Origin of the sequence: Paraflavitalea speifideaquila (assembly GCF_032395985.1) — a bacterium.
Lineage (GTDB): Bacteria > Bacteroidota > Bacteroidia > Chitinophagales > Chitinophagaceae > Paraflavitalea > Paraflavitalea speifideaquila.
In genome coordinates this window covers 6,895,635-6,909,454 of the sequence record NZ_CP135920.1, presented here as the reverse complement: position 1 = coordinate 6,909,454, position 13,820 = coordinate 6,895,635, and the positions used below count along the sequence as shown (strand labels likewise).

Genomic DNA, 13,820 nt, shown 5'->3' with positions numbered 1-13,820 from the left:
TTCAAGGCATTCCATTTCTTACAAGTTTTTATTCCCACCATTTACCTTATCGATCTGACGACGATTGAAGTAGAATCACACAAATGATTTTTGCTGTTTTATTATCTAATATCCTGGACGGTTTACGTCCATCGGATAGGCATTGTTATTTATCCTCTAATCAATATGAAACGAAAGATTGTAATTGAGATCCTATCATCTTTATTGATCCTGCTTTTTGTGTATACGAGTGTGAGCAAGTGGCTTGATTTTAAAACCTTCACCGGGCAAATGAACAACCAACCCTTTCCCAATTGGTTAACGCCCGCCCTGGTATGGACCCTCCCTGCTGCAGAAATTATTATTTCGGGTTTGTTGATGTTCGACAAAACACAACTCCTCGGTTTCCGGGCTTCGTTGATATTAATGTTATTGTTTACGTTGTATACACTGCTTGTTTTATTAAAAGTATTTGGCAGGATGCCTTGCTCCTGCGGCGGTGTTATTGAGAACCTAAGCTGGAGCCAGCATTTAGTGTTCAACCTTTTCTATGTTGGTGTAGCCCTGGCTGGTATGATCCTCAAGAAAAAGAGAAGCTGAGCATTTCATAATCATCTACCAATTGCTGTTTTGAGCGACGAACGACTTCAGGGAAGCCGAAAACCTGTACAATAGAGTAGGCAACATTTTATGTATTCAAAAAACCAGTTATGAAGAAAAGTAGATTTTCGCTCATGGCCCTGGCTGCCGTTGCAGCCCTTTCCAGCGCTTTTGCCAGCAAACCAGATTGTTTATCATGCCAGGAGACCCCTCAGTTCCATCTTAATGGTACCGTGTATGAGGCTTTGGGGCAATTTGGAATTGATTATGATTGCGATTACATGATTGATAAGACCTGTACCTATTATAGGCCCAACCCCGGCCAGCAACCCAATGTGTATGCCGGCTGCAGGTTAGGCATTTGGATTGACCTGGGCGCCCGTGCGCAGAAATAAAGGTTCATATAACAATTATTACACTGTAATCATCTTATTGGAAACAAAGGGACTTCCTGTGCAAATGGACCAAATCAGCAATTTTGGCGCATTTTGATCATCCCCCCCGAAAAACGGTTTAGCAACTAACGAAATGTTAATCAACGGATAATGTGTATTGTAAACAGTTGTTAGCCAAATTGTTGATACCAAAATTTTCCCCTTATCAAAAAAAAGTTCTACATTCATGTTTTCATAGGATAAGGTTTAATGGTTAATGGTATTTGATTAGTGCGGTCCCGCCTCTGGCGGGACCTTTTATGGGCGGTAGCCGTATTGACTATTAACGGGGATTTTGTGTCATGCCACTTAGGTTAATTACATCCGGCGGCAGCAATAATGTATAACGCGGATCGCCTGGAGTAAGCTGGTAGGGTTGATCCAGTTGACGCCTTAAGATAATGTTGGCGCCCGATTTGTTCAACCGGCGCAGGTCGGTCCACCGCAGGCCGCGAAAAGGCAGTTCCTTTCTTCTTTCTATTAATATGACCCGCAAAGCATCTTCCGCATTAGCGGCGGTTAAAGGTTTAAAGCTATTAGCCCGCCACCGGTTTACCAGCAGGGTATTCAGGTCGGTCATGGCTTCCTGCACCTGGCCCATGCGTGCCAGGCATTCGGCCCTGATGAGGTACACCTCGTCCGTAGCGAGGCCGGTAAACAATTGGTTGGTGCCATTGTAACTGGCCTTGGGGTTTATATTGCCATTACCGGGGTTGGGCTGGAAAAAGATAATGCTGCGCAGATCATTGGGTGCATACGAACGGTACAAATTACTGTCTACAATACAATTGCTTACGGTTCTTGCCCGCAAAACATTCGTGGTAATAAACCTGCTTTGGTAAATGGTTTCTGCATTGAGGCTGTTGAAGGGATTGCTTAGCTGGGTATTGAGGGTATCGTATTTGATCAGGGTATTGTACAGTTTCAAACAACTGTCCGCATAAGTTTTGGCCAGGGAATAATTGTCCATGCTCAGGCAGGTGCGGGCCAATAAAGCAAAAGCTGCCGGCCTGGACGAGCGGTTACGGTTTTTGGCCGGGATGGCTGCTGGTAATAAGGAACTGGCTTCCTGCAGGTCACCAACAATCTGGGCATAGGTTTGCTGCAGGGTTGACCGCACCGATTTTTCATCCACACCAGGTACTAAGCGTAAAGGGATGCCCCATTTATCATCGTTGGCATTGGTGCTGTATATGGGCGCAAATACCTGCGCCACCTGGTAAAAGGCATGCGAACGGGCAAAAAGGGCGGCGCCTTTAATGGCCTTCCAATTGCTTTCGTTGTTGGCGGTAACCGGTATTTTGGACAGGCTTTCCAGGATCACATTGGCATAAAATACCTGTTTATAAGGACTGTTCCAGTCGCCAATATCACCTGTCAATCCATCAAAGGTTTCCGCCAGCCAGATATAGGCATTCCTTTCTTTGATAATCAGGTTACGCCAAAATGGGTAGGGCATGTAAAAATTATCGGCCGATAGTTCGCCCAGCACGGGTGTTTCATTCATCACGGTTTCATTGTCCAGCAGGGCTTGGCATTCTTCCAGGGTAGAAGGAACAAATAGATCACTATCCGGCTTGGCATCCAGGAACTTCTTTTATCGCAGCTGCTCACCCCGGCCAGGGCAAGGGCCAAGAGAAATATGTATAACTTTTGTACGGTATTCATATCCCTTATTTGAAATCAATTTTAAGTCCTGCTGCAATGGTGCGTGGCGCCGGGTACCCGCTGATATAGTCCGGATCAATACCCGCGTTATTGGCCTTCCACAGGATGCCGATATTATTGGCATATACATAGAATTGTACCGCCTGGATGGGCCCTTTTTTAAGTACCTCCTGGTTGAGATCATAACTGAGGCGGATATCCTGTAGCCGTACATGATCGCCTTTTTCTACCAGGATGCTGGAATACTGGTAAAACAGGTCCCTGGAGTTGTTAGCAGGATATAACATGGAGGGTACATTGGTGTTTGTTTCATCGCCCGGTTTTTGCCAGCGCTGGCCATAGTCTGCATGCCCCTGGCCGTTAAATCTGAACAAGTCATAATAACTCATAGAGGATCTCCTGAAATAATAACCGGCTTTCCAGGTGATATTGAAAGCCAACTGCCATTGCTTCCAGGCAATCGTATTACGCACACTGCCAAACAGGGTTGGGTTGGCTGGTCCATTGTACAGCAGGTTGTTGAGATCGGTAGAGTTGCGGATAGCGCCATAGTCTTTGCTGATCTGGTTGGTCAACCAACCCTGCGGATCGCCGTTTACCGGGTCAAGGCCCATCCAGCGCAAACTGTAAATGGAATAGACAGGGTTTCCTTTCAGTGGATTGATAAAATCTTTATTTATGTAAACGCCAATGCCATTTTGCTGCACTTTGTATTCGGTTATTTCATCTTTCGTATAACTAAAGAGTATGGTACTGTACCATTTCCAATCCTTCTTATTGATGTTTTGGGTATGCAATGTAATATCTATACCGCGACCCTTCATATTGGCGGTATTGCCCCGGAAATTAGCAACGCCGGTAGTAGGATCAAGCGGACTATTGCCAATCAGGTCTTCGGCCTTGCGTTGGTAGTATTCAAGACTGCCGCTGATGATATCCTTTTGCGATCTAAAATCGATCCCGATATTGCTCATGCGCACTTTTTCCCAGCGCAGGGCTGGGTTGGGCGGATTCTCAATACTGGCGCTGGTTGCTCCATAACTGTTTTGTCCCTGGATGATGGCAGAGGTAAAAGCCGAAACCGTGCGGTCTACATTGCCATTGTACCCATGGGTAAGGCGTAATCGCAGGTAGGGCAGCCAATCGGCATTTTTGAAAAAGCGTTCTTTGTTGATCTCCCAGCTCAGGCCAGCGCTCCAAAGCGGTACTCCCTTCTGGTTGGTCTTCACCCCAAAAATATTCGACTCATCTTTGCGGGCGCTGGCCGAAAAAATATAACGCTGATGAAAGGTGTAAGCAGCATTCACAAAATAGGAAAGATACCGGTCAATCTTGGTACGGTTTTTATCAAAATAGGGGATCTTTAGTTCAAGCGATGGATTATAATATATCTTGTAAGGGATGTTATAATTCACCGGTGTACTTATTTGCCGGTCGGGGTCATACCCATATTGACGGGCAAAAATTTCTTCCGTAGTTAAACTCCTAAGCTCAGCACCGCCAAAGGCATTGAAGCGATGCCGGTTATTCCAGCTATGCGTATAGTCGGCCTGCGCCCGGATATTATGGGCCTGGTAAGTGGTATTTACCCGGTCCAGTATGCCGCCATAAGGGATGGGTGTGGTGAGGGTAGACCCATTGATCTGTGTGTACTGGTTAATCAGGTCACGTGTAAAGAATGTTTCCATGCTTTGGAGGTTCCGCCGTTCTGCATACCCCTTATTGTATTGGTACAAGAGGTTGGCGCTAAACCCTGGAACAATATGGTATTTCAATCCGCCATTGATGCGGTAGTCGGTAATATTGGTTTTATTGTTCGACAAGCGCAGTTCATCCAGGGGCCGGTAATTCCAGTCCAGCAGCCGACCACCGCCGGCTGTATCAATATAAGATTGACGGAGGGTTAAGTACTGTGCTGCTGGCTGTCCGTTGGCATCTTTTAGTTGAGTGTAGGGATTGTTGATGGCAAAGGCATTGCTGGGGCTGCGTACCTGGCTGGCTGAAAAATAATGCCTGTCGTGAGTTCCAACTTCTTTTGCAACAAAGCATAGGTATTGTTGGCATTGAGTGTAATGCGGTTGTATTGGTTGCCCTCCTGGCTGGGCAGGTTCCTGTCGTAACCGGCCGAAAAATAATATTGATTATGTGTACCGCCGCCACTGGCGCTCAGGGAATATTGCTGGTTAATGCCGGTACGGTACAAATATTTCTCCTGATCCTTGCGTACATCCTGCTGCCGCAGGGTATTGAGCAGGGCGGTAGCCTTGGCCGAAGATATCAGGCCATCCCTTTCCTGTATCATGATCTCTACCGCAGGTGATAAGGCTGGATGCAGTGGATTGGTTTCCCGATCAGCGAAAAACTCATTGTTAAAGAGGAAGCGCTCTACATCAATATAATCACTGGAGCTCATGATGGGATCATAATACAGGTCGGGCTTAGTAGTCACCGTTACATTGGCATTGACAGAAAGTTTAATGGCCTGGTTATACTTACCACTTTTGGTGGTAATAACAATTACCCCATTGGCGGCATAGGCCCCCAGATCGAAGCGGCGGCGGCATCCTTTAATATGGTAATACTTTCTATATCGTTGGGGTTGATATTGTTTACATCGCCCGTGTATGGAAAATGATCCAGGATGATCAGTGGATCGGGATAGGCGAAAATGGTACTGCGGCCGCGTATATTGATGCTGGATTGATTGACGCCTTCCTGCTTGTTTTTAATGAACAATACACTGGGTGTAACACCCTCCAGCCGGTCCAGTACATTGGTCCCCACTTTATAGTTCAATAACTTATTGTCGATCTTGGAAAAAGAACCCGTTAGCTGTTCGATGGGCGCCTTCTGATATCCGGAAGCAACCACCACTTTTGATAATTCCCTGGCCACCAGCTGAAGTTCGATCAATAGGTCCTGGTTTCCCTTTAGGTTAATAAACCGTGTTTCATAACCTACACTACTCACAATAAGGCTGTCTTTGAGCAGCATATTATTCAAAGTGAAGTCACCATTCTCGCCGGTGGTTATTTGTTGTTTGCTGCGCAAGGCTATAACGGTGGCACTGGGTATGGGATCGCCTGTTTTGTTAACGATCCTTCCCTTGATGGAAGTTCTGGGTGGCTCCTCATCAATAGTGCGGGCAGTACTGGTACGTGGTGGCGTTAGTAAAACACTTTCTTTGAATAACTCGTATTCAAAAGGCTGGTCTTTAAAAATAAGGGGAAGTATTTCTTCAATGGTGGCGTTGCGAACCTGCAGACTTACTTTATTGGCATGGGCCAATAAGACGGGTTTGTAAATGAAGCGGTAATTGGTTTGCTTTTCTATTTCGGTGAATACAGTTTCCAGCGAAACACGCTGCATGGAAATAGTGATCAGCCTCTGTTGAGAAGTAGGATTGCGTTGGGCAAATCCTACAGCACTCAAAAGCAAGCAAGTTATGGTCAATAATAAAATGTTGGTTCTATTCACGCCGACCCTGTTGTTATGGTTACTCTGCTTCCTCCGCTTAATTAGGAAACTTTTCACATCCCCGTCTTGGCCAGGTATAGGTTTTTCAACAGGGATATAAAACTAAAAACTGCGAACCAGGAGCAAATATAGCTCTTGGTTCGCAGTAGAAACAAGATTGCTGCATGTTTGTGTGCATGCAGCACAGGATGGCTTAATGATTAATGGGAAATACGATGGATTCCAAATATTTTTAGTGACCTTTTAGTTAACCTTTTGAATACCATTATGTTATTACGATCTTTTTATCCTTACTGTTCAGTTCTAACTTAATTCCCTGTGATCTTAATACCTTGATTACGTCTTCGATAGCATACTTTCGTGAAATTTGACCTTTCAATGACGTTTCCGGGATCTTACCGGCATACTCGATTTTCAGGTTGTACCAGCGCCCGATTTCCTGCATCGCTACTTTTAGACCATTTACGAGGTTGATCTCATCATTCATCCAGGGTACAGCAGTGGCAATATCCACCTCCAGTACTTGCTGAACTTTTCCGCCTCTGTCAACCAATGCTTCCTGACCAGGTTTCAGCACCTTTTGAACCCCTGTTTTGGTGGTTAGTTTTACCGAACCATGCAACAGGATGGTTTTCACCAGGGCGTCATCCGTATAAGCGTTTATGTTGAAACGCGTTCCCAATACTTCAACGATACCTCCATCTCCCAGCGGAGAGCTAATAGCCACTTTGAAAGGCTTATCAGCCATGGGGGCAACTTCGAAAAAAGCCTCACCGGTTAGTGAAACATTTCTTTCACCACCGGCGAAGGCTATAGGAAAACGCAATGATGAAGCCGCATTGAGCCAAACTATGCTTCCGTCGGGAAGAATAACCTGGAACTGCCCGCCCTCGGGGTAGATACAGTATTGTAAAGAACTTCCGATCCAACAGCTATTGGACCCTTTCCATTGGCCTCATTGACACCGTGATATTGCAATTGCCCATTGGCCTTCGATATCGTAATACCTTGCTGATCAATTTTCTGCTGGTCGGTGGAATTGTCCAACACCATCTTTTGCCCATCAATCAGGGTAAGGGTGGCTTTGGCACTACCTGGAACAATTTTCCTGGTTGATGATGGGCCACTACTTTGTTGGTCGGCCATTGGCTGCGGCGTGGCTGGTTTGAAATACCACCAACCTGCCATAGCAACACCCAAAACAACAGCTGCTGCGGCAGCATATTTCCACCACAGGCCACCAACGGGATAAAGTGGTTTTACTTTTGCCGTAGGTTCTATCTGTTGGATGGTTTTCTGCCAAATGGCTTCTGTGTCAACCCGTGCATAAGCTTTCAACTTTTCAGTTAAAACCTTTTCATCAGATAATTCAACAAACAAAGAGCGATTTTCTTCAGATTCGGCCAACCACACTTGTAACTCATTTTCCTCCTCCTGGCTCAAAGTCAGCACCCGACGCTTGTTAATCAGGTTTAATATTTTTTTCGACTTTTTCCATAAGTAATAAGGTGATGAATTGAGTTTTGAGCCAGTAACTCTGCCGTGATCCTTAATATAAACAGCAGGTGTTGGCTTTTTGACAAAAAAGATTTTTATGTTTTTATTTTCTTTTTCCGAAGCCTGGGAAGCGCCATCGGCCGGGGCTTTGTTAATACCCTGATAAGTAAGCACCAGGCAGAAAAGGAATTGCAGCAGGAAGATCTTTCCGCGCAATAATTGCAGGGCCCTGGCTTTCTGGTTCAATACATTACGTGTTGAAATCCCCAATTTGTTAGCCGCTTCTTCTGTGGTGGCCCCTTCAAAATAAACCTGTTCAAATACAGCCCGGCATTTCCGGGGCAATTGCTCTATATACGGGTATAGTTTTTTGATGAGTTCGGTTTCAACCAGTTTGCGGAAGAAATCTTCTTCCCGGTCGCCCATCAGGTAGGATATTTCGTTGTTGGAGTTGGCTCGGCGTTGCTTTTGTTTCACCAGGTTTACACAAGCATTGCGTGTAGTGATGCGCAAAAATCCTTTTATATGGCCTTCATCACTGAATTGGGCCCTTCCATGCCACAATTTGGTGAATGTATCCGATACAATATCCTCTGCTTCTTCTTTATCCAGCCCATATTGTTCCGCCAGGTAACACAAGGCACGATGGTGCTCCTTGAATACCTCTTTAAAAGTATCCCCATTTCCATCCCGGAAGGCGACCATCCAATTTGACTTATCCTGGAATTTCGGGGTCATCACAATAGATGTTGGCGGCTGCTTGCGCTTTTTAGGTTGAATAAAATAAATAGATTACTTGCCTGCCATATTGGGCAGCGCAAAAAGATAAGGCTTAACCTGTTCAGGGAAGAAATGATCCAAAAAAATCAAACCCCGGCAAAACAGTTCATTTGATAAGGGGAGAGTTTGCCAATAATGTAACCGGGTAGTTGCCAGACTTGCAAGGTACCTGTATATGCCTTATTTATACAGATTCTATGCAATTGCAACATTACAAAATAAAAAGTAAACCTCCACCGGGTTCATCTATTCTAATAAGCTTGTATCCGCTATTACGGTCACTCAATGAGGTAATAAATTACCCCTATTGACCCCGGTGGCTAAATTATTTGATGTACATCAAGTGCATTTTCCCGTTAAATTGGCCGGACAATTCCCTTTTTATCAGGTCCTGCTTCCTATGCATCAATTAAACATGCAAGTTTCGCTCAATAGAAAAATCCCTACTTATTATCTTTTGGTTATAACATCTACTGCTTTACTTTTCGCACTACTTGGGTGATGATCCTGTAGGGTTTATATTGTGCTATAAATAGCAAGCCATAAAATGTGGATTATGAAATTATCTTCTTTGAAGCACCAGGCAATGGGCTCCCTGCTCCTTGCCCTGGCCCTTACATCCTGCCAAGACAAAAAAATACTCAACTGATTATTGAAAATAATGGTGTAGAACGGCCACAGGAATTGATCGTTATAAAAAGACCGGTACTGGAAACCAAGGTGGATAGCCTGTCGGCAGGTAAATACTTGCTGCTGGGGGAGGGTGGCCGGCCGCTGGTGGTACAATATGATGACTATGATGGTGATGGGAACTGGGACGAGCTTGCTTTCCTGCTATCTTTAAAGGCCGGCGAGAAAAAGTATTGGATGTATCCATAGCCGATGGGCCTGCCACCATCAAAGCGGCTGTACTGGCACATGTAAGGCATAGACGAAAGAATGCCGATAATACATTTGGCAATAACCTGCTTACTGATTCGGTACCTGCTGGTCAGCCCGCTACTGATTTTCCAAACAACCGCTGCCTGCTTTCTTAACGGAGGGACCGGCCTGGGAAAATGATAAAGTAGGATTCCGGCTTTATTTTGATGTCCGCAATGGAAAAGATATCTGGGGTAAAACGACTGCCCGCATGGTGCTGGATGAGGTAGGTACTGATACTGCCAAAAATTACCATGCCCTGGCCGATTGGGGAATGGATGTGCTGAAGGTAGGTAAATCATTGGGTGCAGGGGCTATGGGGGTATTGATGAGGGATGCAGCGGGAAAAGATACGCTGGTGCGCCTCGGAGGCCTCAATATGGGCAGCATTTTTATGAGCAGGTGGCAGATGGACCTGTGCGGGCCATTTTCCGGCTGAAATATCCTGAATGGAAACCATTGGATAGTACCCATACGGCGGCGTTTGCCGAAGAGATATCTATATGGGGAGGCCAGTATTTTTATGAAAGTACGGTATATGTAGCTGGTCTTCCTGCCGATGCCAGGTTGGTATCGGGTATTGTGAACCTGCACAGCCATGCTGCGCAGCAAATGGATACTGCCGGTTATAATGTATTGTATACATACGATACGCAAAGCGAGAACAAAGACAACCTGGGCATGGGCATTTTGCTGGCGCAAAAGGAATTTGATCATTTTATCACTACGCCCAATGTCAATACGGATGTACAGAATACGTATGGAGTGGCTTTCAAACCAGGCAGGGATCGGATCACTTATCGTTTTTATGCCGGCTGGCAACCCAGTGATGCGCAATTTGCCAGTGAAGCCAGCTTCCGCCAATTCATGATACAGGAAATAAAACGTAGTATACCGGTCAAAATCTCATGGCAATAGTAGTATAAGGGTGCCAGACCTGTTATATGGCTTCAACCTGGTGGCTGGTAACACCTACACATTACTACCTTAAAGAACCTGCCCGGCAGGGGCGACACTACACAAACGAAAGGTGTCACCGCTTATGGGTAAAGATTTTTCTTTCGGTCTTCCGGACTTTCGGTCTTCCCGACTTCCCGCCACCAGCCCGGAAAACGTACAGTTTGTACCGTAACCGGACAGTTTACGAACCTCTCATCCAGTTATAATATCATGGTTATCAAAAATATATTACCTTGGCACAACGATGGATACACTTGTATGGAAACTAATATTTTAAGGATCAAAGTCATTTAGCCATGAAGGATCAGGATCGTATCTGGACATTGGTGGCCCGAAAACTGGCTGGTGAAGCCAGTTGGGATGAACGCAAAGAGTTGGAGCTGCTCTTGCACAAATACCCGGAGATGACCTATACGGTGGAGATGCTCCTGAATTTGTGGGCGCAGGAAAAACCAGCTGAAAACGACGCAGCAGAAGAAGCCTTCGACCGGTTGATGCAGAAGATGACCCGCAAAAGGAACAATCAGCGCATGCTGCTACGATGGCCAGCCGTATTCCCTGGAAAAAAGCCCTTCCCGGTCGGTTCGTTTGTACAATACGATCATGAACAGCGGCGGCCTGTTGAATAATTATTTCAAAACATCCTGCCGTACGCTGTTGCGCAGCAAAACTTTTTCGGCCATTAATATCATTGGCCTTGCCGTAGGTATGGCAGGCGCAATTTTGTTATTGCTATGGATACAGAACTTATTCAACTTTGATAATTTCCATACGAAAAGAGACCGTATTTACCAGATCTACAACCGGGAAAAACCGGGCGGCGAAGTACATGTTTGGAACAGCACTTCCCACCCCCTGGGGCCAGCGCTGAAAGCCGGCTGGCCACAGGTAGAAGAAGCGGTGCGTATGAACTGGGTGGGCGCTTTTATCCTGAAGTATGGTGATAAACAACTGCAGTCGCAAGGTTTCTTAACCGATGCTGGTTTCTTCTCCGTATTTGACTTTCCATTCCTCAAAGGCAATCCTGCCACCGCATTAAAGGAGACACATTCCATCGTACTCACTGAAAAAACAGCTCAAAAACTTTTTGGTGAAGAAGAAGCCCTGGGCAAGGTGATCCGGATCGACAGCAATGTCAACTTTACAGTGACGGGAATCCTTAAGAACCTGCCTGCCAATTCGCGTTTTGGTTTTGATTACCTGGTGCCCTGGGGTTATACAAAGGAAGTAGGCTGGGGCAACAATGACTGGGGTAGTAATTCCATTAATACCTATGTTTTGCTGAAGCCGGGCGTTAGTGAAAGAACGGCCAATGAACTCTTTGCCAATGTGATCAGGAAAAACGATCCAAAAATAAAGACCCAGGTATTTCTACATCCTATGAAGAAATGGCTGTTGTGGAGTCGTTTTGAAAATGGGAAGATCGTAGGAGGTGTGATCGACGAAGTTCGATTGATGGGCATTATCGCTGCTTTTATTTTGCTCATTGCCTGCATCAATTATATGAATATGAGTACGGCCCGCAGTGAAAAAGGGCCAAAGAAGTAGGCATCCGCAAGGTAGCGGGCGCCGGCAGAAATTCACTCGTAGTGCAGTTCATCAGTGAGTCCATGATCATTGCCCTGGTAGCTGGCTTGCTGGGTCTTATCATTGCCCAATCGGCCCTGGGATGGTTCAATCGTTTATCGGGCGATCGTTTAACCATTCCTTATCAACATCCGGGTTTCTGGCTGGCCGCGCTGGGTTTTGTATTTTTCACCGGCCTGTTGGCGGGTAGTTACCCTGCCTTTTACCTCTCTGCCTTCAAACCGGTAAAAGTATTAAAGGGCACTTTTAAAGCCGTGCATGCCCTGGTTACTCCCCGTAAAGTGCTGGTGGTGGTTCAGTTTACTTTTGCTATCATCTTTATCATTTGTACGGTCATCATTTACCGCCAAATACTCCATGCGCAAAACAGGGATATGGGTATTAATATGGACAAGCTGGCCTTTGCCTATGTGAAAGGCGACATGTCTAAGAACTATCCACTCATTAAGCAAGAACTACTGAACAAGGGTTTGGCCAGCTCTGTTACCCGTACCAATTCGCCGGTGACTGATATCTGGAGTAATACCGATCGATACAGTTGGGAAGGTAAAGCGCCCGATCAACATGTTGGGTTTGCACAATTCCTGAGTGATGACGATTTTACACAAACCATGGGTATAAAAGTGATCGCCGGGCGTGATATCAATACCAAAATGTATCCTACCGATTCAACGGCTGTATTGCTTACTGAATCGGCGGTAAAACAAATGGGATTAAAGCAACCGATCGGACGGATCATTAAAGGTGAATTCAACGACTGGCATGTGGTAGGGATGGTGAGTGATTTTATTCCCGGCAACCCGTTTCAACCCATTGTTCCCATCGTATTGCAGGGGCCTAATAAAGACTGGTTCGGCGCTGTCAGTTTCCGGCTGAAGAATACCTCTAAGGAAGAACTGGATAAAGTAGCCCAGGTATTCAAAAAATACAATCCCGATTATCCTTTGAGTACTACCTGGCGCAGGAAGCGTATATCAATAAATTCCGTGGTCAAAAAAGTATTGGTGAACTGGCCGCTGTGTTTGCGGGCCTTACCATCCTTATTTCCTGCCTGGGTTTGTTTGCCCTGGCTACCTATATGGCCGAAACCAGGATCAAGGAAGTTGGTGTACGCAAGGTGCTGGGAGCCTCGGTATCGGCTATTGTAAGCTTATTGTCAACCGGCTTCCTGAAACTGATCTTAATTGCCTTCCTGGTTGCTTCCCCGGTTGCGTGGTGGCTAATGCACAGTTGGCTGCAACATTTTGCTTATCGTATTGATATTGGGTGGTGGGTATTTGGTCTTACCGGGCTGGTATCTGTACTGATAGCCATTTTAACGGTCAGCTACCAGGCCTTGAAAGCTGCTTTGTCGAGCCCGGTGAAGGCCTTACGTAGTGAATAACCTATCCATTAAACAACAGGCCCGGGAGAACCTTCATACGCAACTGGGGCAGGCACTAAAGAAGCGACGTGGCATAGAGGTCGAAAGCTGCTTTGGCGACATTAACCACAATATGGGGTTCCGTGGCTTCCACTTGCGTGGCCTGCGTAAGCAAAGCCAGTTTTTGCCACTTGGCCGTCCCCGCAACCTGGTACCTACGCAGAGCACCTACCGATCTTAAAATATATAGCCGCCAAGGTCGGCCATATATTTTTCCTTCTATTGAGGTAACGACCTTTTGGATCAGCCCCAGATCAAAGAATCGAGGACGATTTTATACAGAAGTAACAGGAGAAGCTGAACCAGGTACTCTATTGGAAACTTATCTTCTGCTGCATTACTCAATGCATACTTGTACTCCCAATTGCCGTTCTTAACTTTGGTGACCTCGATGATCAACTGATGTTCTGAACAATCGGCGGATTCTCGATCTCAGGTATATACGGTTTGTAAATATTCGATGTATACCTAATTCCTTTTAACGGTTTTGTGTA

At 45.8% G+C, this 13,820-nt stretch carries 17 protein-coding genes; 11 read left to right on the top strand and 6 right to left on the bottom strand.

Annotated elements, in window-relative coordinates:
• Nucleotides 1-165: 165 nt before the first annotated feature.
• Nucleotides 166-579: a MauE/DoxX family redox-associated membrane protein gene (locus RS881_RS47455; protein WP_315817217.1), complete on the top strand. Its 414-nt coding sequence runs from the start codon at nucleotides 166-168 to the stop codon at nucleotides 577-579.
• 110 nt (nucleotides 580-689) lie between these two features.
• Nucleotides 690-974: a DUF6520 family protein gene (locus RS881_RS47450; RefSeq protein ID WP_315817216.1), complete on the top strand. Its 285-nt coding sequence runs from the start codon at nucleotides 690-692 to the stop codon at nucleotides 972-974.
• Nucleotides 975-1,296: 322 nt separating this feature from the next.
• Here RS881_RS47450 and RS881_RS47445 read toward each other — a convergent pair whose 3' ends face one another.
• From RS881_RS47445 to RS881_RS47420, 6 genes are all read right to left on the bottom strand, one after another.
• Nucleotides 1,297-2,559, bottom strand: a complete 1,263-nt coding sequence (locus tag RS881_RS47445; protein ID WP_315824836.1) for a RagB/SusD family nutrient uptake outer membrane protein — start codon at nucleotides 2,557-2,559, stop codon at nucleotides 1,297-1,299.
• Between the two features lie 127 nt (nucleotides 2,560-2,686).
• The gene (locus RS881_RS47440; protein WP_315817215.1) at nucleotides 2,687-4,504 is read right to left on the bottom strand and encodes a SusC/RagA family TonB-linked outer membrane protein; all 1,818 of its coding nucleotides are present in this window, start codon (nucleotides 4,502-4,504) and stop codon (nucleotides 2,687-2,689) included.
• Between the two features lie 116 nt (nucleotides 4,505-4,620).
• On the bottom strand, nucleotides 4,621-5,130 hold the full coding sequence (locus RS881_RS47435) for a hypothetical protein (RefSeq protein ID WP_315817214.1): 510 nt from the start codon (nucleotides 5,128-5,130) through the stop codon (nucleotides 4,621-4,623).
• Nucleotides 5,131-5,198: 68 nt separating this feature from the next.
• Nucleotides 5,199-6,113 carry an STN domain-containing protein gene (locus RS881_RS47430; RefSeq protein ID WP_315817213.1) on the bottom strand — a complete coding sequence of 305 codons (915 nt, stop codon included), beginning with the start codon at nucleotides 6,111-6,113 and terminating at the stop codon, nucleotides 5,199-5,201.
• Between the two features lie 310 nt (nucleotides 6,114-6,423).
• Entirely contained in the window at nucleotides 6,424-7,011 is a 588-nt protein-coding gene (locus RS881_RS47425) for a FecR family protein (protein ID WP_315824835.1), read from the bottom strand.
• Entirely contained in the window at nucleotides 7,008-8,360 is a 1,353-nt protein-coding gene (locus tag RS881_RS47420) for an RNA polymerase sigma factor (RefSeq protein WP_315817212.1), read from the bottom strand. Before RS881_RS47420 ends, RS881_RS47425 begins: the two co-directional genes overlap by 4 nt.
• A 624-nt stretch (nucleotides 8,361-8,984) precedes the next feature.
• Between RS881_RS47420 and RS881_RS47415 the strand changes: the two genes are divergently transcribed.
• The 9 genes from RS881_RS47415 to RS881_RS47375 all read left to right on the top strand — a co-directional run bounded on the left by RS881_RS47415 (nucleotide 8,985) and on the right by RS881_RS47375 (nucleotide 13,507).
• Nucleotides 8,985-9,314, top strand: coding sequence for a DUF4861 family protein (locus tag RS881_RS47415; RefSeq protein ID WP_315817211.1), 330 nt, complete (start codon nucleotides 8,985-8,987; stop codon nucleotides 9,312-9,314).
• Entirely contained in the window at nucleotides 9,299-9,472 is a 174-nt protein-coding gene (locus RS881_RS47410; RefSeq protein ID WP_315817210.1) for a hypothetical protein, read from the top strand. The genes RS881_RS47415 and RS881_RS47410 overlap by 16 nt, the downstream gene beginning before the upstream one ends.
• On the top strand, nucleotides 9,457-9,795 hold the full coding sequence (locus RS881_RS47405; RefSeq protein ID WP_315824834.1) for a DUF4861 family protein: 339 nt from the start codon (nucleotides 9,457-9,459) through the stop codon (nucleotides 9,793-9,795). The genes RS881_RS47410 and RS881_RS47405 overlap by 16 nt, the downstream gene beginning before the upstream one ends.
• Nucleotides 9,759-10,274 carry a DUF4861 family protein gene (locus tag RS881_RS47400; RefSeq protein WP_315817209.1) on the top strand — a complete coding sequence of 172 codons (516 nt, stop codon included), beginning with the start codon at nucleotides 9,759-9,761 and terminating at the stop codon, nucleotides 10,272-10,274. The genes RS881_RS47405 and RS881_RS47400 overlap by 37 nt, the downstream gene beginning before the upstream one ends.
• Nucleotides 10,275-10,612: 338 nt before the next feature.
• Nucleotides 10,613-10,945: a hypothetical protein gene (locus tag RS881_RS47395; protein WP_315817208.1), complete on the top strand. Its 333-nt coding sequence runs from the start codon at nucleotides 10,613-10,615 to the stop codon at nucleotides 10,943-10,945.
• Entirely contained in the window at nucleotides 10,920-11,864 is a 945-nt protein-coding gene (locus RS881_RS47390) for an ABC transporter permease (RefSeq protein WP_315817207.1), read from the top strand. Before RS881_RS47395 ends, RS881_RS47390 begins: the two co-directional genes overlap by 26 nt.
• A gap of 41 nt (nucleotides 11,865-11,905) precedes the next feature.
• The gene (locus RS881_RS47385) at nucleotides 11,906-13,051 is read left to right on the top strand and encodes an ABC transporter permease (protein ID WP_315817206.1); all 1,146 of its coding nucleotides are present in this window, start codon (nucleotides 11,906-11,908) and stop codon (nucleotides 13,049-13,051) included.
• Complete coding sequence (locus RS881_RS47380; RefSeq protein ID WP_315817205.1) at nucleotides 12,982-13,287, top strand: ABC transporter permease; 306 nt, start codon at nucleotides 12,982-12,984, stop codon at nucleotides 13,285-13,287. The genes RS881_RS47385 and RS881_RS47380 overlap by 70 nt, the downstream gene beginning before the upstream one ends.
• Nucleotides 13,280-13,507, top strand: coding sequence for a transposase (locus RS881_RS47375; protein WP_315817204.1), 228 nt, complete (start codon nucleotides 13,280-13,282; stop codon nucleotides 13,505-13,507). The genes RS881_RS47380 and RS881_RS47375 overlap by 8 nt, the downstream gene beginning before the upstream one ends.
• Nucleotides 13,508-13,820 lie beyond the last annotated feature (313 nt).